Source organism: Terrihabitans aquatilis, assembly GCF_052542005.1.
In genome coordinates, this window is record NZ_JBOCUO010000003.1 from 361013 (window position 1) to 379529 (window position 18517).

Annotated in this window: 21 protein-coding genes; 11 read left to right on the forward strand and 10 right to left on the reverse strand. The window is 65.8% G+C overall.

The window, feature by feature from the left end; all coding sequences use genetic code 11:
* Positions 1-48: 48 nt before the first annotated feature.
* The 8 genes from ACQ6S1_RS12620 to ACQ6S1_RS12655 form a co-directional block, all read right to left on the reverse strand.
* Positions 49-744, reverse strand: coding sequence for a tetratricopeptide repeat protein (locus ACQ6S1_RS12620; RefSeq protein ID WP_445041563.1), 696 nt, complete (start codon positions 742-744; stop codon positions 49-51).
* A 16-nt stretch (positions 745-760) separates the two neighbouring features.
* On the reverse strand, positions 761-2872 hold the full coding sequence (sctV, locus tag ACQ6S1_RS12625) for a type III secretion system export apparatus subunit SctV (protein WP_445041564.1): 2112 nt from the start codon (positions 2870-2872) through the stop codon (positions 761-763).
* A complete protein-coding gene (gene sctY / locus ACQ6S1_RS12630) occupies positions 2869-3297 on the reverse strand; it encodes a type III secretion apparatus assembly chaperone SctY (RefSeq protein WP_445041565.1) in 429 nt (142 codons plus the stop codon). The genes sctV and sctY overlap by 4 nt, the downstream gene beginning before the upstream one ends.
* Before the next feature lie 2 nt (positions 3298-3299).
* A complete protein-coding gene (gene sctX, locus ACQ6S1_RS12635; protein WP_445041566.1) occupies positions 3300-3839 on the reverse strand; it encodes a type III secretion apparatus assembly protein SctX in 540 nt (179 codons plus the stop codon).
* Positions 3840-3866: 27 nt separating this feature from the next.
* Positions 3867-4778, reverse strand: coding sequence for a SctD/MshK family protein (locus tag ACQ6S1_RS12640; protein WP_445041567.1), 912 nt, complete (start codon positions 4776-4778; stop codon positions 3867-3869).
* 141 nt (positions 4779-4919) lie between these two features.
* Positions 4920-5162, reverse strand: a complete 243-nt coding sequence (locus tag ACQ6S1_RS12645; RefSeq protein WP_445041568.1) for a hypothetical protein — start codon at positions 5160-5162, stop codon at positions 4920-4922.
* 78 nt (positions 5163-5240) lie between these two features.
* Positions 5241-5456, reverse strand: coding sequence for a hypothetical protein (locus tag ACQ6S1_RS12650; protein ID WP_445041569.1), 216 nt, complete (start codon positions 5454-5456; stop codon positions 5241-5243).
* Between the two features lie 108 nt (positions 5457-5564).
* Complete coding sequence (locus ACQ6S1_RS12655) at positions 5565-6188, reverse strand: secretin N-terminal domain-containing protein (protein WP_445041570.1); 624 nt, start codon at positions 6186-6188, stop codon at positions 5565-5567.
* A gap of 267 nt (positions 6189-6455) precedes the next feature.
* Here ACQ6S1_RS12655 and ACQ6S1_RS12660 point away from each other — a divergent pair, with 267 nt between their 5' ends.
* From ACQ6S1_RS12660 to ACQ6S1_RS12710, 11 genes are read left to right on the forward strand one after another with little or no spacing between them, the layout of a single operon-like run.
* Positions 6456-6965 carry a nodulation protein NolB gene (locus ACQ6S1_RS12660; RefSeq protein ID WP_445041571.1) on the forward strand — a complete coding sequence of 170 codons (510 nt, stop codon included), beginning with the start codon at positions 6456-6458 and terminating at the stop codon, positions 6963-6965.
* 10 nt (positions 6966-6975) lie between these two features.
* Positions 6976-7830 carry a type III secretion system inner membrane ring lipoprotein SctJ gene (gene sctJ / locus ACQ6S1_RS12665; protein ID WP_445041572.1) on the forward strand — a complete coding sequence of 285 codons (855 nt, stop codon included), beginning with the start codon at positions 6976-6978 and terminating at the stop codon, positions 7828-7830.
* 23 nt (positions 7831-7853) lie between these two features.
* Positions 7854-8465, forward strand: a complete 612-nt coding sequence (locus ACQ6S1_RS12670; RefSeq protein ID WP_445041573.1) for a nodulation protein NolU — start codon at positions 7854-7856, stop codon at positions 8463-8465.
* Positions 8462-9094, forward strand: a complete 633-nt coding sequence (gene sctL, locus ACQ6S1_RS12675) for a type III secretion system stator protein SctL (protein ID WP_445041574.1) — start codon at positions 8462-8464, stop codon at positions 9092-9094. Before ACQ6S1_RS12670 ends, sctL begins: the two co-directional genes overlap by 4 nt.
* A gap of 29 nt (positions 9095-9123) precedes the next feature.
* Positions 9124-10449, forward strand: a complete 1326-nt coding sequence (sctN, locus tag ACQ6S1_RS12680) for a type III secretion system ATPase SctN (RefSeq protein ID WP_445042021.1) — start codon at positions 9124-9126, stop codon at positions 10447-10449.
* Positions 10425-10961 (forward strand): hypothetical protein, encoded by a 537-nt coding sequence (locus tag ACQ6S1_RS12685; RefSeq protein WP_445041575.1) that lies wholly within the window; start codon positions 10425-10427, stop codon positions 10959-10961. The genes sctN and ACQ6S1_RS12685 overlap by 25 nt, the downstream gene beginning before the upstream one ends.
* Positions 10962-10968: 7 nt before the next feature.
* Positions 10969-12066, forward strand: coding sequence for a type III secretion system cytoplasmic ring protein SctQ (gene sctQ / locus ACQ6S1_RS12690; RefSeq protein ID WP_445041576.1), 1098 nt, complete (start codon positions 10969-10971; stop codon positions 12064-12066).
* A complete protein-coding gene (gene sctR / locus ACQ6S1_RS12695; protein WP_445041577.1) occupies positions 12059-12721 on the forward strand; it encodes a type III secretion system export apparatus subunit SctR in 663 nt (220 codons plus the stop codon). Before sctQ ends, sctR begins: the two co-directional genes overlap by 8 nt.
* Before the next feature lie 11 nt (positions 12722-12732).
* Positions 12733-13008, forward strand: a complete 276-nt coding sequence (locus ACQ6S1_RS12700; RefSeq protein WP_445041578.1) for an EscS/YscS/HrcS family type III secretion system export apparatus protein — start codon at positions 12733-12735, stop codon at positions 13006-13008.
* A 9-nt stretch (positions 13009-13017) separates the two neighbouring features.
* On the forward strand, positions 13018-13839 hold the full coding sequence (sctT, locus tag ACQ6S1_RS12705) for a type III secretion system export apparatus subunit SctT (RefSeq protein ID WP_445041579.1): 822 nt from the start codon (positions 13018-13020) through the stop codon (positions 13837-13839).
* On the forward strand, positions 13836-14876 hold the full coding sequence (locus ACQ6S1_RS12710; protein ID WP_445041580.1) for an EscU/YscU/HrcU family type III secretion system export apparatus switch protein: 1041 nt from the start codon (positions 13836-13838) through the stop codon (positions 14874-14876). The genes sctT and ACQ6S1_RS12710 overlap by 4 nt, the downstream gene beginning before the upstream one ends.
* Positions 14877-14885: 9 nt before the next feature.
* Here ACQ6S1_RS12710 and ACQ6S1_RS12715 read toward each other — a convergent pair whose 3' ends face one another.
* Both ACQ6S1_RS12715 and ACQ6S1_RS12720 read right to left on the reverse strand, forming a co-directional pair.
* Positions 14886-15245 (reverse strand): hypothetical protein, encoded by a 360-nt coding sequence (locus ACQ6S1_RS12715; RefSeq protein ID WP_445041581.1) that lies wholly within the window; start codon positions 15243-15245, stop codon positions 14886-14888.
* 90 nt (positions 15246-15335) lie between these two features.
* A complete protein-coding gene (locus ACQ6S1_RS12720; RefSeq protein WP_445041582.1) occupies positions 15336-18413 on the reverse strand; it encodes a LysM peptidoglycan-binding domain-containing protein in 3078 nt (1025 codons plus the stop codon).
* Positions 18414-18517: the final 104 nt, after the last annotated feature.

Genomic DNA, 18517 nt, shown 5'->3' on the forward strand with positions numbered 1-18517 from the left:
GAGGTTAGGCACTCGACCTGATCGGAAGCTGACCCGTCGCGCGCGATGTTATTTCTGGAGGGCGAAGGCGAGGCTTTCCTTGTGTTCCTCGCTGGCATCGGGCTCGGCGGCGAGCGGCCTGAGGATTTCGACGGCCTCGGCCTGCCGTCCGGCCAAGGCAAGCGAAAGTCCGAGATTGTTGCGCAGCATCTTGTTCGACGGGCTGCCGGCGAGGGCCTGTCGATAGACGGCCTGCGCCTCCGCATGGCGGCCTTCCTGATCCAGGATGACGCCCTTGGCGTTCAGCACGCGCAGATTGGCGCCGCCTTTTTGCAGGGCGATGTCGAGGGCCTCCAGAGCCTGTTGGTTCTGCTCCCGCGCGATCAGCACCTGGGCCAGACCGATCCAGGCGTCCATGTTTCTGTCGTCCAGGACCACCGCCTCCCGGAAAGCGCGCTCGGCACCCTCGAGATCGTTCTTCTTGAGCAGGATCTCACCGAGGCGGACACGCGGCTCGACCGCGCGGGGCTGTTTCCGGGCAAGCTGGCGATAGAGATTCTCGGTCTCGATCCCGTCGCCGCCGTTCTGCTCGGCCACGCGGGCGATGCGGGTCAGCATCGCGGTGTCGATGTCCTTGGCGCCGCGCAGCTTGGGGGCCGGGGCTTCCGAAACCGACAAAGCGGGCTTGCCCGTGGTGGTGCAGGCCGTGAGCGCCAGGCCGAGAATGGACATCGCAACCAGGCGAAGGCCGACGGCTCCGGGCACGGGCGTGTGTATCGTCTCAGCCCGCTGCGGCGACGGCGCGGCGCAGATCTTTCGGAGGCAAAGCGGGATTGGTGTCCCGGCCGCCGCCGATCTTGATCGACCCGACAGGTTGAATTGTGAAATCGGAAGCCAGGTCCTGATACGAGAGGACCGCGAGATCGATGCCATTGCGGGTGAGAAACCCTCGAACGAAACGGCGAATGTCCATCGACGCCAGGATGACGGGAGGAGTTTGCCCGCTTTTTACTGTCGCATGGAGTTGACGGACTTGTGACAGGAAGCGCTCGCTCTGCCGGTCATCCAGAACAAGATAAGGGCCGACGGCCGTGTCGCGCATCGCGCCGCGCAGAATATCCTCGGTCTCCCGCTCCAGGATGTAGGCGGGCACGACTCGGTGCGCATTGGCGTAGCGGTGGCAGATCTGGCGTTTGAGCCCGGCACGGACATATTCCGTCAGCAGCACGACGTTCTGCTCCCGCTCGCTCCACTCCGCCAGAGCTTCCAGAACGAGGCGGGTGTTGCGGATCGGGATGCCTTCTTCCAGCAGGCGGCGCAGGACATCGGCGATCTTCGGCACGGGCGTGGTGCGCATCACCTCTTTGACGAGGTCGCCATATTCCGGCTCCATGCGCGCCAGCAGAAGCCGCGTCTCCTGAATGCCGACGAAGCGCTGGGAATAGCGTGTCAGAACGGCATGGATCTGCATCGCCAGGATTTCGGCGGCATCGCGGTGGCCGATGCCGGCCGCAATGAGCATGCCGGAATGGCTGGAATCGACCCAGATCCCGTCGCCGTCCGGTTCCTGCCGGAAGGGTATGCCGCTCAATTCGATATTGACGGGATTGTCGGCGATCTGGAGTTCGCCCGGATCGAGCGTGCCTTCTTCCACCGGCACACCTTCCACGTCGATGCGGAAGCCCTTGGACGGGAGACGCTTTTCGATCTGGACGGGAATCCGGGGCACGAGCACGCCGAGATCGGCCGAGACGAGGCTGCTGATGCGTTCGATATGCTGTTTCAGGGCATCGCGCGGCAGGGTCTCCGCCAGATCGCCGGAGAGATACACGGCCACGGGCAGGGCTTCGGCCGGCAAGGGCGTGCGTGCCGCAACGGTGCCCGCGCCGTCATTCGCCGCGTTGGCAACGGTTTCCGACTCGGGCGCGGGGCGCTGGATGAAGCTTGCCGCGCCGAATATGGCCGCCAGAATGAGGAAGACGGCGGTGGGAAAGCCGGGCACGAACCCCATCCCCACCAGCACGAAGGCCGAAAGGCGCAGCGCCCGGGGGCTGGCGGTGAGCTGGTCGGCGATATCGCCGCCGAGATTGACCTGGCTGCCGCCATTGACGCGCGTCACGATGGTGCCGGCCGTTATCGAGAGCAGAAGCGCCGGGATCTGCGAGATCAGGGCGTCGCCCACCGTCAGCAGCGTGTAGTGATGGAGGGCCTCGCTGAAGGTGAGCCCCTTCGAGACCACGCCGATCGTGATGCCGCCCAGCATGTTGATGGCGATGACGACGAGGCCGGCGATGGCGTCGCCTTTCACGAACTTCATGGCGCCGTCCATCGCGCCGTAGAACTGGCTCTCCCGCTCCAGCGTGCTGCGCCGCTTCCGGGCCTCGTGCGGGTCGATATCGCCGTTTCGCAATTCGGCATCGATCGCCATCTGCTTGCCGGGGAGGGCGTCGAGCGTGAAGCGGGCGGCCACTTCGGCCACGCGCTCGGAGCCCTTGGCGATGACGATGAACTGGACGAGCGTGATGATCAGGAAGATCACAAGGCCGACCACGATGTTCCCGGCGATGACGAAATCGCCGAACGTGTGAATGATGCTGCCGGCGTCGCCCTCCGCCAGGATCAGCCGCGTGGTCGCGATGGTGAGCGACAGGCGGAACACGGTCGAGATCAGCACGATGCCCGGCAGGGAGGACAGCTGGAGCGGCGTGGCGACATAGAGAGCCACCATCAGCAGCAGCACCGCGAAGCCGAGATTGAAGCCGATGAGCAGGTCGATCAGGAAGACCGGCACGGGCAGGATCATGAGGCCGATGGCCATCAGCAGCATCACCGCGACCATGAGGTCGGGATGGGCCGGGGCCCGGGCGATCAGGCTGCGCATCTGGGCGATCATCGGGGCATTCCTGACCGGGCAGCGTTCGCCGCGCGAAGGGAAACGTAATGGCGGAACGCGTCCTGCGCGTCTTCAAGCCGCCCGCTGCCGTGGAGGGCGTGGCTGCGCATCAACGCCAGGAAGATGCGGGCGGCGGGCTCGTCCTCCATGCCCTCCAGGCGCGCCAGCACATCGAGGGCGGCCTCGCTCTGGCCATCGGCGATGAGGGCGTAAGCGAGGATGCGGAGGAAGCCGCGATCGTCCGGATGCTCGGCCTCGATCAGGCGGAGCATCGCGACGCTGCGCGCGGTCTCGCCGCAGGTGAGGTGCACATAGGACAGTGCGCAGATGAGGTCGCGTTCCCGGCCGGACAGATCGGCGATTGCGCCGGCGGCCGGCTCGGGAAGGGCCGGCAATTCCGCTGGCCGAGGCCGATCCTCCAGCACCGTCAGCCCTCGATCATGCTGTTGCGGTTCTGCCGGAGCAGAACGAGCCGCTGCAATTCCTCGTCGACGATGGCGGCGCCACGCTGGCGAACGCCGTCATTCTCCGCGCCCGCAAGCCTTTCGGCCAACCGTTCGAGCAGCGCGGCATGCGCGCCGGCCTGGAGCACGTCCGGGTGGCGAAGCTTCGGCATCACGAAATTCAGAAGGGCGTGGGCGAGATTGCGGCCGTAGAGCGAGGCCAGCATCGCGCGCGGATCGACCTGGACGAGGTTCGTGCGCATATCGTCCAGGCTGATCCGGGTAACGCCATCAAGGCCGGGCGTTTCCAGCACCGCCTCGATGGCGAGATCCAGCGGAAGATCGCCCGGTGCCTGGGGGGGCTGGTCCGCGCTCTTGCGCGCCCTTTGCCCGCCCGCATCGGCGATGCCCGGGACCGGACGGTCGATGCGGCCCGGATTCTTGTCCATATGGACGGACGGTTCATCCCGGACGGCGGGAAGCGGGACATCCGGGCGGATCGGGCGGCGCGGCAGCTTGACCATCTGTCGGATCCTCCGCGGCGACCGGCGTCAGAACCGAACGGCCGCGAGGCGGCCTTCGCGGCTGAGAAGGACACGGTCGGCCTCGATCTTGTGGATCGTCCAGCCGTCATCCAGCATGGCGCCGACGAAATATTTCTGGCCGCGCATCAGGAGATGGGGCTCCGAGCCCTGCCAGACCGCCTCCACCGCGATCGAGGAGGGCACGGTTTCCTCGCGCACGCTGACGCCATTGACCAGAGTGAGCGATCCATTGGTGCGATGATCGAACCATTGCTGCACCTTCTGCCAATCCGGGACCGCGCCGGGAGAGATCGTGCCTGTCGCGGTGACGATGCCGGCGCCGGGCGCGATCTTGACGTTGAGCAAGCCGGTCCGGTCGATTTCCTCCTGCAATTGCGCGGCGAGGGCGGCGGTCTCGCCGTCGTCCTTCTGGGCGACCGTCAGTTTTGGCGCCGGCGCGAGGGATGCGGTCAGGGGGGTGGACCCGGTGGTCATGCCGGCGGAGGCATCGGCTCCGGCATTCCAGGACAGGACGGCAATCCCGCCGAGCAGTGCCACGGCCAGAACACCGCCGCCGATAAGGTAGGGCGTCGAGCGGCTTGGCTGGGGCTGCGCCGGCACGATCTCGAGGGGGATATCGCAGGACCACACCATCGCCATGCGTCCGATGTCGAGACGCACGGGCAGGGGGCATTCGCGTTGGCTTCCCGGAGCTATCTCCTCACCGTCCGCGACCACGCCCGGGGCGAGCGCCTCGATCGTCAGGCTGCGGCCGGACAGTGTGGTTCGGACGTGATGCGGCGCGAGGTCCTGCTCGACGAAAACGAGATCCGCATCCGGGCCGCTGCCGATCAGGGAGGTACCGGACGGAGCCTCATTGGACAGTCCCGAATAGAGACCTGAGACCACCGCGAACTGGTAGCCGGCTGGTTCGCCCATGGATCGCTCCTCCAACGCAAGCACGAGCACATACAGGCGCCCTGTATGGCTCGTTCGGTCTTCTCTCAGGTTTTGCTCAAGGCCGGCCTTCGATGGGCGGCTGGAGAAAAGGGCGGCCCCGGGAGGCCGCCCCTTCAGTCCTTACTGCACGCGCTCGTCGGCGACCTTCTTGTCCGAGGACAGCTGCGTGGAAACCATGCGCATCTGGATGCTCTTGGCCTGAGCTTCCTCGCTGACGCGCTTCAGTTCGGCGATCTGGGACTGGAAGTTGGCGGCATCGCCGCCCGCGCCGCCGGCCGCACCGTTACCGCCGGCCGCACCGCCGCCGGCAATGCCGTTGATCGCACCGGTGGCAACATTCGCAACAGAACCGAGAATGGACATGGGATTCTCCTGTGACAGTGTTTAACCGAACCCGTCCGACCGACAGGCTCTTTCAGAACTCACCGGCCGAAGCCGGATTCAGGCGTCTTCTTCCGTGTCAGCCATGACCTCGTCGAAATCGGCCATCGCGTCGTTTGCGACCTGCATTCCGAACGAGGACAGCGCCGCCTCGAACGCTTCAGCTTCCTGCGAGGAACCGCCGCCTCCCAGCGCCCCGCCGACCGCGCCGCCGATGGCCGAACCGATGGGGCCACCCAGGGCACCGCCAACCAGACTTCCGATTGCTCCCAGCATGGGATGCTCCTTGGTTTGATCAGGCCGCGAACATCTCCGCAGCCCTGCTTCTGACCTGCACCAGCCTAGGACGGCCAGCTTTCGGGAACCTGACGAGGCAAAGGCCTCTCATTGTTTCTGCTCGAGCGCCGGCGCGCGTACGATCCCATCCGGACGAGGAGCCTCGGCTGCCGTCCCTTCGGCCTCGACGCGGCCGCCGCGGATGACGGTCATCTGCGAGCCGCGAAACAGGGTCAGCACCTGCTCTTCCCGCGTTTTCTGGGCGGGTGAAATGCGCGGACGGGCCTGCGCCTCCGCGACCAGACCGTTCAGCGTCTGCTCCGCGAGCGTGACGAAACGGGGCGGCCCTGAGGCCAGGACCAGGCCGTTGCCGGGGGCGGGCTGCACGACGAAACGGTCGTCGGACACGTTCAGCGCATCGAGGGTCGACTTGAAGGCCTCGAACGTGATGGGAGCGAGCACGAAAAGGCGGCTCTGCGCTTCCTTCGCAGCTGTTACGTACAGAACCAAGCCATCATAATACCATTGGAGATTGTAGAGCTTGGTCAGGTGATCCAGGAAGTCGCGCGGCGCGAGTTCCGGAATACGGCCGCGGATGCGGCCTTTGACTTCGCCGCTGACATTCACCTTGAGATCGAGATTGCTCCCGAATTCCTGAAGCGCCGCCGCAAGGTCCTGATCGAGGACCGTGTAATAATAGGGCGTATCAGGAAGGTGTAGTTGGGCAGACATGGCATATATTGGCGACATCACGAGAAGTGATGCGCTGATGATTGCTAATCTTATTCGATTTTTTATTTCGAATAAATCTGGCAATTTCTATGCCTAAACTTGACAAGTGAATCGCCGGATATAATTAGCGGATGGATGTGATGTCTGAGTGACGTGTGGGTGACACTTCGTGCTGTCAGATTCCTGTCAGGTGCGGGGCTTATCGTCGGCGCGCGTCGGACAAATTGCGGTTTGCTCGCCTCTTCAGCGAACTAGGGAGATGCCCTCATGATGCCGGTAGCTACAGGTTTATCGCCGGATATGATCGCCTCGACGACCGGTGCCGCCGGAATGGCGCCGGCCGCGGATTCTGCCGCGTTCCAGAACAGCGTGACGCAGGTGGCGGCTGCCGACGGGGCCAGATCCCAGGCCGCGCCGGGTGCCTTTGCCACATCCCCGGTAAATTCGGCCTCCGAAGTCTCTCGCACGACGGGACGGACGGCGTCGCTCGGCGAGCGAATCCTGGAAAACCTCGCCAACGTTCATCAGGGCAATTCGGCGCAGGCCTCTGCCTCGCCCATGCAGGTCAGCGCGCCATCCGCGACTGAGAAGCCGTTGCTGCAGGCCGGAGCCTCGAACGGCGCGGCGGCCAGGCCCCATAAGCCGGCGCCCGACAATTTCGACGCCATGATCGAGACGCTGCAGAGCGTCTACAACAACGTCATCCAGGTTTCCCTGGTGTCGAAGAGCACGGGCAGCTTCAGCTCATCGCTCAACAAGCTGATGTCGGCCAGCTAAGGCGCAGCGCATGGGCCTGTCCGCCGCACGTCACCGCGTACGTTCGCCCCGCCGGGCGTTGGTGCTGATCGTCTCGGTGCTCGCGCTGGCGGGCTGCAAGGCCGATCTCTACACGCGGCTGGACGAGCGGGAGGCCAATGAGATGCTGGCGCTTCTGCTGACCAACGACATCGATGCGACGCGCGCGGTGGCCAAGGACGGAACGAGCACCCTGCAGGTCGAGGAAAAGCAGACGGCGGCGGCGATCGAACTGCTCGAATCCAAGGGGTTGCCCCGGCAGCAATTCAAGAACCTCGGCGAGGTCTTCAAGGGCTCGGGCCTTATCGCCTCGCCGACCGAGGAACGGGCGCGCTACGTCTATGCTCTGAGCGAGGAATTGTCGCGCACGATCAGCGACATCGACGGCGTGCTTTCGGCCCGCATCCACGTCGTGCTGCCGAAGAACGATCTGTTGCGGCAGGACACGACGCCGTCCTCGGCCTCGGTGTTCATCCGCCACGATTCACAGGCGCAGATCAACGCGCTGCTGCCGCAGATCAAGATGCTCGTCGCCAACAGCATCGAGGGCCTGTCCTACGACAAGGTCGCCGTGGTGTTCGTGCCCGTGGACCGTGCCGGTGCCTCGGCAGGCCATGCGATGACGCGGGCGCAGGCGGGCTTGACCGACGGCATTGCGCCAAACCTGTTCTGGAGCCTGATCGCCACCGGGGCGGCGGTGCTGGGCGCGGGGCTGGGTGTGCTCGGATACAACGCCCTGCGCCGCACCGAGCGCGGGGCCTCAAAATCGGCTGATCTTCTGGAAAGCGGGTCCACGCGACTGGCGTTGAAATCCGGCGGCGCGCCCGACGTCCGGGATCCGGTGTGACGCGCGGCGAGGGAGACGCGGTCGTGCCAGTGGCTTCCGCCGGGCAGCCGGCCGCCATGCTTGCCGAGTTCGTTCCGCTGATCCATCCGGCACGTCTCGCTTCCTGCCTGGCACCGGGTTTGGACTTTGAGACCATCGGCAAAATGCAGGCTGCGCCACGCCTGCATGTCCGATTGGCGCGCCTCGCGTTCGGGAGCGCGTTCCCGATCGAGGCGGAATGGGGGCCCGATGTGCTGCGCGGGGCGGACCCGGAACGGGTGGCTCTTCTGGCGGGTGCGGTGTGGCACGCCCGCTCGCTGCTGATGCTGGTCTCCGGACAACAACTCGCGACGCTTGCCCAGCATGTGGGGCGCGACATCCACTCCTTCGGCGTCCGCCACGTCTCGCATTCGGTAAGCGAGGAAGCGATCGACCAGCCCGACAGGCTGGCGGACGCCATCCGACGGGATGGTCTTGCCTGCCTGCGGGCCTGGCTCGGTGAATATTCGCCCCTGGAGCGGCGTCGCGTGATCCTGCGGCTCGATCCGGCAACGCCGCTGGAGGCATTCGAGTTTTCGCCGCAGCACCGATCCGCCGCGAAATCCATCGTTGAACGCGTGCTCGATCATTTGGCGGCCACGGATGGTGAGCCATGACGGCGGAGAGCGGGCTCGAACATTCCCCCCCGCCGCCGCAGCTTCGACCGCTCGGCCCCATCGTGCGTGCGGAAGATGCCGGCCTCTGGCACGAAGCCGCCGAGGCGCTCGAGGCCGCGCACCGGCATCTGGCCCGCGTGCGGAACTGGGCGGGCCCGGCTTTCGCCAAGGAGCGGCGGCGCGGCTATGCCGATGGCTATGAGGCCGGGGCGGGGGAGGCTGCCCGTCTGGTCGCGCAGGTGTCGGCGCGTATGGCCGCGCAGAAGGGATCTCTGGAGAGCGTGCTTCCAGCCCTTGTGATGGAGATCGTCGAGGATCTTCTGGGCAATCTGGACGCCGAAGACATCCTGATCCGCACCGTGCGGCATGCGGTCGATCGCAAGTTCAGCGGCTCGAACCTCCGGCTTCGCGCGTCACCGGCGCGGCTCGAGCGGCTGTCGCGCGAATTCGAGGCGTATGATGGCCGTGGCGGGCGGCCCCTGGTGCAGGTGGAGGCCGATCCCGCTCTGGCTCCCGACCAATGCGTGATGTGGAGCGAATACGGGAACATCGATCTCGGCGTCGAGGCGCAGATGCGGGCGCTTCGGCTCGGTTTCGGTTTGCCCGCGCGGGCGGACGCCCAGACATGATGCCGCCTTCGGAGGCTGCACCGGTCGCCATGCGCGACGAGCAATTGGAAAGCGCGCTCGTTCAGTTTCGAGCCCGCCGCCAGCGCATCGACACCCGCGCGGTGCGGGGGCGCATCACCCGCGCGGTGGGCACGCTGATCCATGCCGTGGTCCCGGACGTGCGTATCGGAGAGGTCTGCCTGTTGCAGGACCCTCGCACCGGCTGGTCGCTGGAGGCGGAGGTGGTGGGCCTGTCGGCCGAGGGTGTTCTGCTGACGCCGATCGGCGAATTGCAGGGCTTGTCGAGCCGCACCGAGGTGGTGCCGACCGGGCGGATGCTGGAAGTGCCGGTGGGCGCGGCTCTGCTGGGGCGGATCATCGACAGTTCGGGTCGGCCGCTCGACGGCCGCGGCAGCATCCCCACGACGGAGGTGCGGCCCCTGCGCTCGCCGGCGCCCAATCCGATGACCCGGCGCATGATCGAACGGCCGTTGCCGCTGGGCGTGCGGGTGCTGGATGGGCTTCTTGCTTGTGGCGAGGGGCAGCGCATCGGCATCTATGGCGAGCCGGGCGGCGGCAAATCGACCCTGCTGTCGCAGATCATCAAGGGCGCCGAGGCGGATGTCGCGGTCGTGGCGCTGATCGGCGAGCGTGGCCGCGAGGTGCGCGAATTCATCGAGGGCCATCTCGGCGAGGAAGGGCTGCGCCGCACGGTGATGGTGGTGGCCACCTCCGACCGCTCCGCGATGGAGCGCGTGCAGAGCGCCCACATGGCCACGGCGATCGCGGAATATTTCCGCGAGCAGGGCAAGCGCGTGGTGCTGATGATGGATTCGCTCACCCGCTTTGCGCGGGCGCTGCGCGAGATCGGACTGGCCGCGGGCGAACCGCCGACCCGGCGCGGCTTTCCGCCATCGGTGTTCGCCATGCTTCCCGGCCTTCTGGAGCGGGCCGGCATGGGGGAGCAGGGCTCGATCACGGCCTTTTACACGGTGCTTCTGGAAGGAGACGGGACAGGAGACCCGATCGCCGAGGAGACGCGGGGCATTCTCGACGGGCACGTCATTCTGTCGCGGACATTGGCGGCGCAGGGCCATTTCCCGGCGATCGACGTGCTCGCCAGCCGCAGCCGCGTGATGGATCAGGTCGTCACCGCCGATCACCGCCGTGCCGCGAACATGATGCGTGATCTTCTGTCGAGATATGCGCAGGCCGAATTCCTGCTTCAGGTCGGCGAGTACAAGCAGGGCAGCGATGCCGTGACGGATCGCGCCATCGCCTCCATCGACGAGCTGCGCGCCTTCCTGCGGCAGGGCCATGAGGATCGCTCGACCTTTCAGGAGACTGTCGCATGGATGTCGCGTCTGACGGCATAAGTTCGGCGCGTGTCCAAACCCTGCGAAAGTTGAAGGAGCAACGGGAGCAGCGCGCACTCGGCGAATGGCAGGCCCGGGAGAGAGAGCGACAGCTGGCCGCCGCAGCGGAAGCCGACGCGCTCGACGAACTCCGGCAGGCGCGCGAGGCACGGACCCGGTACGAAGCGGATTTCCATCTTTCGTTGCAGGCGAGCGACGCCGTCCATGTGAGTGACGTCGAACGGCGCAGCCTTCAACTCGACATTCTGAGTGAAACGATCGGCCGGAAGGAGAAGGCGCTCGACGCCGCCATCGAGGCACGTCGGAAGACAGACGAGATCGCGGCGGAAGCCCGCGCGCTCTGGGCCCGCGCCGCAGCGGTGACCCGCAAATGGACCCTGATCGAGACGGATGTACGCAAGGCCCAGTTCATGCGCGAGGAAAGTGTCAGCGAAATCGAGACCGAGGACGACATCTCGCTGCGGCACGGAACCGGCCAGGCGGGAGGCGGGACCGACCCGGGCGCGCGATGAACGCCGATTGCCGCCATCCGTCGATCGCGAACGCGCAGCCTTCGCCGAGCCTGATCCGCTCGTGACCGGGACGTCGACTTTCGAGCCCTCGGCTGTTCTGTCCACCGCCTTTGCCGGATGGATGAACCAGATCGTCGGTCCGCGCGGTGCGTGGAGCGGGCATCTGGGCGCACGCGCGTTCAGCGTCGCGCCGAAGACTATCGGCCGGACGGACGCGGAGCCTGCCGGTTCCCTGGTGGATCTGGTGTGGAAGGCGGACGGCGGCGAGATCGTGATCTCCGTGCCGCGTGCCTTGCTGGACGAACTGGTCGCTTCGGTTCAGCCCGGACTGCCGCTGCCGCCGGAGCCGACCGGATCCCTGCTGCTGGAAATGGCGCTTTCGGACGCGCTGGCGGCAATCGAGGCAGAGGCCGGAATCTTGCTGTGCCTCGATGCCGTTCGGGGCCATCGTCCGGGGGGCGGAGCGTTGGTCTTCGAGGCCCGGTTCGGCGATTTGAGGGCACCGGTCTACGTCGCTCTGTTCGATCCGCGGGCCAAGGCGGTGCCTCGTCCGTATGAAATCCTCGCGGGTCTGATCCAGCGCCTCCCGCCGCAGCCGGTCGGGCCGCCGGGCGACATCCCGTTCGCCCTCATTGCCCAGATCGGCTCGCTGCGCATCCGCGCCCAGCTTCTGGGCGGGGTCCGGCCGGGCGATGTCCTGCTGCCGGATGAATGCTCGCTCGCCCGCAACAATGTCGATCTGCTGATTGGCGGCCTGGCCACGCAGGCGGACGTCGCAGGGTCGCGCCTGCTGGTGCGGGGCGCACTGAAACCGCGATCCGATAATCCGGAGATAGCTTCCATGACCACACAGGATTCATCGTCGGATCCCTGGACCCTGCTGGACGATGTCGACATCGCGGTGACGTTCGAACTCGGCCGCTGGTCGATGCCGCTGCGGGATCTGAAGATGCTGGGCGAGGGCTACATCTTCGATCTCGGCCGGCCTGCCGAAGGGCCGGTCGACATCCTCGCCAATGGCCGCCGGATCGGACGCGGGGAGATCGTGCGGATCGGCGATACTCTGGGGGTCCGCCTGCTGGAAAGCCTCGCCTCCGATGACTGAGATGCAGCCGGCCATTCTCGGCCTGATCGCAGTCACGGTCGGACTGGGCCTCCTCGCCTTCGCGGTGGTGACCACGACGGCGTTCATGAAGGTGTCGGTGGTGCTGTTCCTGGTGCGCAACGCCCTGGGCGCCCAGCAGGTGCCGCCCAACATCGTGCTGTATGGGGCCGCGCTCATTCTGACGGTGTTCATCAGCGCGCCGGTGGCGGAGAAAACGTACACGCAACTGACCGATTCCCAGCTCCGCTACGAGACGTTCGACGACTGGATCCAGGCCGCGCGTGTCGGGCAGGAGCCCCTGCGCGAGCACCTCCAGCGCTTCACGACCGAGGACGAACGGCAGTTCTTCCTGGCCTCCACCGAACAGGTCTGGCCGGAGGACATGCGTGGCAAGGCAAGCGCCGACGATCTCGTGATCCTGATCCCGTCCTTCCTGATCTCCGAGTTGAAGCGCGCGTTCGAGATCGGCTTCCTGCTCTATCTGCCGTTCATCACAATCGATCTCGTCGTCACCACGATCCTGATGGCGATGGGCATGTCCATGGTGTCGCCGACGGTGATCTCGATACCGTTCAAACTGTTCCTGTTCGTCGCCATCGACGGCTGGTCGCGGCTCCTGCACGGGCTCGTCCTCAGCTACACCACGCCGACCTGAGGGAGGGCGCCATGGACGACACCAGCATCCTCACGCATATGAGCACGGCGCTGACGATCTTTATGATCTGGGTGCTGCCGCCTCTGGGAGCCGCCCTGGTCGCCGGTCTGGTGATCGGTATCATCCAGGCCGCCACGCAGATCCAGGACCAGACGCTGCCGCTGACCGTGAAATTGCTGGTCGTGGTGGCGGTGCTCGGGTTCTTCGCCCCGGTGCTGAGCGCCCCGCTTCTGGAACACACGAAGCAGATCTTCACCGAATTCCCGGCTCTCACCGCGCATCGCTGACGGTGCGCCATGCAGAACATTTCTCCCGAAGACATCCAGCGACTGATCGGTTCCGCGCTCGAGATCGTCGTCGCGGCGGGGCTGGGCTCGGCGCGCGCTGTCGGCATCATGCTGATCCTGCCCGTCTTCACCCGCCCGCAGATCGGCGGATTGGTGCGCGGTGCGTTCGCGATCGCCATCACCCTGCCGCTCGTCCACCAGATCGGCGCCGATCTCGTGCGCATAGAGGGGCAGGGGCGCATGGTGCAGATCGCGCTGCTCGGCCTGAAGGAGGTGTTCGTCGGATTGCTGATCGGGATGCTGCTGAGCATTCCGTTGTGGGCGATCCAGGCCGTGGGCGAGATCATCGACACCCAGCGCGGCATCACCAGCGAGGTTGCGCCCGTCGATCCGACGACGCACAGCCAGGCCTCCGCGATGGGATTGCTGCTCGGCATCGCGGCCGTCACGATCTTCGTGGTGTCGGGCGGCCTTCAGACCATGATCGGGGGGCTGTACGGCAGCTACAGGATCTGGCCCGTCCTCAATTTCATGCCGACACTCACCGTCGACGGCGCGATGACGCTTGTCGGCCTTCTCGACCATATCATGCGGACCATGTTGCTGGTCGCGGGCCCGGTATTGGTGTTTCTGCTGCTGATCGATATCTCGGTGATGCTGATGGGCCGCTTCACCCCGCAGTTCAAACCGAACGATCTGGCGCCGATGGTGAAGAATTTCGGTGTCGTGATCTTCATGTCGGTCTATGCGGTCTACCTGATCGAGTACATGAAGCCTGAAATCGCCGGCACCAAGGGCATTCTCGATCAGTTTCAGGATCTCGTGCGGTGAGCGAGAGCGGCGAGGAAAAGAAGCTTCCTCCGTCGTCGAAGAAGCTCTCGGACGCCCGAAAGAAGGGCCAGATCCCGCGCAGCACGGACTTCGTGACGGCGACCGCCACCTGTGCCGCAATCCTCTATCTGTGGACGCAGGCGGGACATTGGGACAACAACTGGCGCGACGCGCTGCTGGTGTCCGAGAAGGTCCAGAACCTGCCGTTCGATGTCGGCGTGCGTCAGGCCATGGGAGCCTTGGCCGAGCTGGCGTTGAAGACGGTCGCGCCGTTTCTGGCGATCGTCTGCGCGGCCGCGATCTTCGCGAGCTTCATTGCCAATCGCGGCCTCGTCTTCTCCTTCGAGCCGGTGAAACCCAAGCTCGAAAACGTCAATCCCATCGACGGGATGAAGCGCATCTTCAGCATGCGCTCGGCGATCGAACTGGTGAAGACGCTGCTGAAGGCCGCTTTTCTGGGCGCGACCTTTCTCTTCGTCATCATCGGCATGTGGAAGACGCTCGTCTACATCCCGATCTGCGGCATGGGCTGCCTCAGCTTCGTCGTCGCGGTGGAAAGCAAATTGCTGATGGGCATCGCGGCCGGTGCGTTTCTGGCGGCGGGGATGCTCGATCTTCTGACGCAGCGCTGGCTGTTCCTGCGCGACATGCGGATGACCGAGACCGAGGCCAAGCGCGAATTCAAAGAGCAGGAGGGCAACCCGCAATTGCGCAGCGAACACCACCGTCTGCGGCAGGAAGCGGCGCAGGAGCCGCCTTTGGGCATGAGGCGTGCGACCATCGTGGTGCAGGGGCGCGGTGCGCTGGTGGGCCTGCGCTATGTGCGCGGGGAGACCGGCGTGCCGATTATCGTGTGTCGGGGGAAGGACGCTGGCGCGGCACGCCTGTTGGCCGAGGCGCGGGACGAGCGTGTGCCGATCGTGGAGGACCCCGTTCTGGCGCGCCGGCTGCTGAAGGCTGCCAAGCTCGGCCAGGCCGTGCCCTCCCGGCATTTCCCGGCCGTGGCCAAGATCCTCCATGCAGCCGGCCTGGTCTAGGCCGCGCGATCAGCCCTGATCGGTGTAATAGCGCGTCATGCGGCCTTCATCGTCGAACTCGACGATAAAGGAGGCGTAATCGACGCCGAAGCCCGGCATGCCCAGGCTGTAGGAGAACTGCCCGGGCGCGCGCTGGTCCGGAGGACCCATGAGATCGATGATCTGCTCCTCCCGCATGCCGGTGGACAGGCGGGATTCGAGGTCGCGCTTCATGACCGAACGACGGTTCTCGCTCGGCTGGACGCCCGCCTGGGCTATCCAGCGCTCCTTGTTGAAGGTGCGGGCCTCCATCTGCTGGTATTTGCGCAGGCCGTAGAGACCGCCAAGTGCGACGGCGGCGACGAGGACAATCAAGAGGACGGTTTTCATCACATCATCTTCCCGGCAGATGGACACGGCGGTGCGTGCGCCGGGCGCACGCACAAACCTGCCTGATAAGAAAACATCTGTGCTTCAGAACTATGACGCGCTGTCGGCAAGCTCGGGCGTCTCCATCAGGCCGGGCGCCGGAACGTCATCGGCCTCGCCATGGGCGCTGATTTCCACGTCATCGCTCCACGCGAGTTCGCCGGAGCGGTCGATGACCACCATCTCGCCATTCTCGATGGAGGCCCGGACGAGGTCTGCCAGCTCTTCCTCGGAAGCGTTCGGATTGGCCTGCGCGATGTTGCGCCCGATTTCGTTGTTGTGGAGGTCCATGGCCTCGCGGTCGGCCGGGTTGTTGACCGTGCCTTCATGGGCCGTCGCGAACCGCTCGGCAAAGTCCGAGCCGAAGCGCTTGGTCATCAGGGCGTTCCAATAGGCGTGGCGGAAGGCGTCGGCATGGCCATCGTTCTGGGCCCAGCGATCGAAATTCTCCGGCACCTCGCGGCCATCCGGGAAGCCGTTCCGCAGATCGTCCGGGATCGGATATTGCTCGAGCGCGGTCTCCTCGGCCTTCGACTTGATGTCGCGCATGTCCTTCAGCTCGAACAGATTGAGCGTGTCCATGAGGTCTGCCTCGGTCGCGGTCAGCTCGCGGCTTTTGTCGGTGAACAGACCGGCAAGGCCGCCGGGGCTCCATTCCACCGTGCCGCGCGGGTCTTCGACGACCTGGTAGTCGCGGAGGATGCGGTCCAGTTCATCGGTTCCGGCGTTGTCGGCGGGTGGCGGTGGGGTCGCCGTCGATCCGCGGCCTTCCTCGACCGCCGGCGCGTCATCGGCGGATGGGTCAGAGCTCGATCCGGATGCCGAATCGTCGTCCCCGGTCGAGCTCGATGAGCCCGGTTCGTTCGATCCATCGACCCCGGAAGCGCTGGGATCGGACCCCACGGAGGGTGATTCAGATGGGTGGTCAGGTCCGGAAGGAGTGCTGTCGTCCTGCGGCTGAGGCTGCGGCTCGACGGGGGGCGCGGGCTCGGGCTTCGGCGGGGGCGGCGGCGGAGGAGCGGCGGTGCCGGGCAGGTAGACCGTGTCGCCGGCAAAAATGAGGTTCGGGTCGATGAGGTGTTCGCTGTTCAGCGCGACAGCCTCCTGGGGATCGACGTTGTTGCGCCGGGCGATATCCCAGACATTGTCGCCGTCCTGGATCTCGACGGCCTGATAACCCTGCTCCTCAAGGCCAGGATTGATGCGGCCGGTCGGCCCCATGTCGCCGGTGGAATTGGCCTGCAGATAGCGGCCGTTGACCCAGCCGGACGTCTCCGTGCCGTTGACGTCTCGGCCCGTGACCTCGATCCATTCATCGCCATTGGCATCCAGACGCCGCTCGCCCGTGCCATCGATGAAGGTGCCGTTGCGGAATGCCGAGATGCGTTCGCCGTTGGGCTCGTCGCGGATGTTGAGCCCGTCATGCGGGACGACGACGAATTGCTCGGGCGGCACGGTCTCGGCCGGGAGCGGGTCATCGACCTCGGGGACGGGCGTGGGCGCCTCGGGCTTTTCGACGCCCTTGGCCATGTCCGCGCCCGAGAAGCTCGCCGAACGGCGGGACACGATATCGTCGCGGCCGATATCGGCGATCAGCGATATGCCGAACTTGCCGGTATCGACCACGGTCAGCCCGAGCTCGTGCTGCTGATGGGAGCCCGTCCGCTGGATGTTCTCGTCCTTGACGTTGACCGTTGTATCCGAGCCCATGTCCGCGAAGGCGCCGGGCAGATCACCGTCGAGGAGGGAAGACGCGATCTGCCCCGCGTGCTCCGTGGGGTTGCGGACGGACGCCTCAAGGGTGATGCGGCGCTGGTCGGTGCGGCTGAGGTCGAGAAGCGATTGCGTCTGGTAATTCAGCTCCAGACGGGTCGAGAGCTCGTCGGGTGCGCCGAGACCGTCGAGTTCGGGCAGGGGTCGCCCGCCGATCTCGCTGTAGCTCTCATCGGCCGGGAGATCCCAGGACAGGCTGACCTCGCCGCGCATCGTGCCATGATCGACGATGTTCTGCGGAATGTAGCCCACCTCGAACTGATCGAATTGCTGCTGGCCGACGGTGAACTTCTCCTTGGTGCTGGAATCCAGATCACCGGCCATGGTGTAGGTGAGCTTGCCGGGCTCGCCATCGCGCGGCAGCTCCACCGTGCGGATCATCCGGGCATTGGCATCGAGGCGGGTCTCGACGCCGAGATTGGCGGCTTTGGCCCCGAGCTTCAGACGTTCCTGCCCGGTCACTTCCTGGGTGAAACCCGTGATGTTGTCGCGCAGGAAGGCCATGTCCTCTTCGGGAGGACGCAGGCCCGCCGTCGCGATGTTGCCCGGCGTGGGCCAGGAATGGGTGTCGATCAGACCGTCGCTGAAACTGCCATCGCCCTCGGGGATGGGGTTCGAGGCCGCGCCGGCCGATCCGACGCCCGGAATGGGGGCGTTGATGGCATCGCGTGCGGCTTCCGAGGCGCCCAGACGCTGCAGGATCGACACCGCGCGAGCCGCCTCTTCGGAGCTGTCGAAGCTCATGGTCACGGAATCGGCCGTTCCCAGATTGAGCTCCGCCGCCGGATCGACGCCGGGCACCCCGATCTCGCCGGTGAGGCCGCCTTGCAGGCGCTTGTTAAAGGTCACGTCATAGGTGGGCGCGGCCTGCCCTTCGCCGCCATCGCCGTTGCGCGTGACGCCGATATCGAAGCCATACTGGCCCTTGACGCCGACGCCGACCGGAATGCGGGCGAGCGGGATCTGCGCCTTGCCCTCGGCGGTGATGTTCATGGTGACCTGGTCGCCGTCGCTGTCCAGCCTGGCGATCTCGTCGGCCGGATCGACGATTGTGTTCACGGCGTCGGGAATGCCGGTGTCGCCGGAGGTGCTGCCGGTTTCCTGCACGGCGCCATCGTCGGAGCCGGATGCGCTCTGCGATGCCGGGCCTGAGGCCTGAGCGGCATCATTGTCGTTGGCGCTGGACGCCTGGGCGGCGCGGCGTTCTTGCTCGGCCGCACGCGCTTCGGCGACCTCTCGGTTGAAGTCGGCGCTGGAGGCGGAATTTCCGGCCGAGGACGACGATGGGTCCTGCGCTGCGTCCTTCTTCTGGGAACGCTCCTGAGCGCTGACGCTCGCGACAGATGATTTCGCCATCTGATCCACCCCTCGATGATCTGATCCGGCTGACTGAGATCCAGCCCTTCTCTCCGCAGAATGACGGGGCAAGCTGATAGCAAGCTGACGTCGAGGCCGGTTTT

Bases quoted from the DNA above. Each gene is read 5' to 3' on its own strand.
- ACQ6S1_RS12655 (WP_445041570.1), bottom strand. From the start codon at position 6,188: ATGTCTGCCCAACTACACCTTCCTGATACGCCCTATTATTACACGGTC.
- ACQ6S1_RS12715 (WP_445041581.1), bottom strand. From the start codon at position 15,245: ATGAAAACCGTCCTCTTGATTGTCCTCGTCGCCGCCGTCGCACTTGGC.
- sctX (WP_445041566.1), bottom strand. From the start codon at position 3,839: ATGGTCAAGCTGCCGCGCCGCCCGATCCGCCCGGATGTCCCGCTTCCC.
- ACQ6S1_RS12700 (WP_445041578.1), top strand. From the start codon at position 12,733: ATGGACGACACCAGCATCCTCACGCATATGAGCACGGCGCTGACGATC.
- ACQ6S1_RS12645 (WP_445041568.1), bottom strand. From the start codon at position 5,162: ATGTCCATTCTCGGTTCTGTTGCGAATGTTGCCACCGGTGCGATCAAC.
- sctV (WP_445041564.1), bottom strand. From the start codon at position 2,872: ATGATCGCCCAGATGCGCAGCCTGATCGCCCGGGCCCCGGCCCATCCC.
- sctL (WP_445041574.1), top strand. From the start codon at position 8,462: ATGACGGCGGAGAGCGGGCTCGAACATTCCCCCCCGCCGCCGCAGCTT.
- sctJ (WP_445041572.1), top strand. From the start codon at position 6,976: ATGGGCCTGTCCGCCGCACGTCACCGCGTACGTTCGCCCCGCCGGGCG.
- ACQ6S1_RS12685 (WP_445041575.1), top strand. From the start codon at position 10,425: ATGGATGTCGCGTCTGACGGCATAAGTTCGGCGCGTGTCCAAACCCTG.
- sctN (WP_445042021.1), top strand. From the start codon at position 9,124: ATGCGCGACGAGCAATTGGAAAGCGCGCTCGTTCAGTTTCGAGCCCGC.
- ACQ6S1_RS12650 (WP_445041569.1), bottom strand. From the start codon at position 5,456: ATGCTGGGAGCAATCGGAAGTCTGGTTGGCGGTGCCCTGGGTGGCCCC.
- ACQ6S1_RS12720 (WP_445041582.1), bottom strand. From the start codon at position 18,413: ATGGCGAAATCATCTGTCGCGAGCGTCAGCGCTCAGGAGCGTTCCCAG.
- sctT (WP_445041579.1), top strand. From the start codon at position 13,018: ATGCAGAACATTTCTCCCGAAGACATCCAGCGACTGATCGGTTCCGCG.
- ACQ6S1_RS12640 (WP_445041567.1), bottom strand. From the start codon at position 4,778: ATGGGCGAACCAGCCGGCTACCAGTTCGCGGTGGTCTCAGGTCTCTAT.
- sctR (WP_445041577.1), top strand. From the start codon at position 12,059: ATGACTGAGATGCAGCCGGCCATTCTCGGCCTGATCGCAGTCACGGTC.
- ACQ6S1_RS12660 (WP_445041571.1), top strand. From the start codon at position 6,456: ATGATGCCGGTAGCTACAGGTTTATCGCCGGATATGATCGCCTCGACG.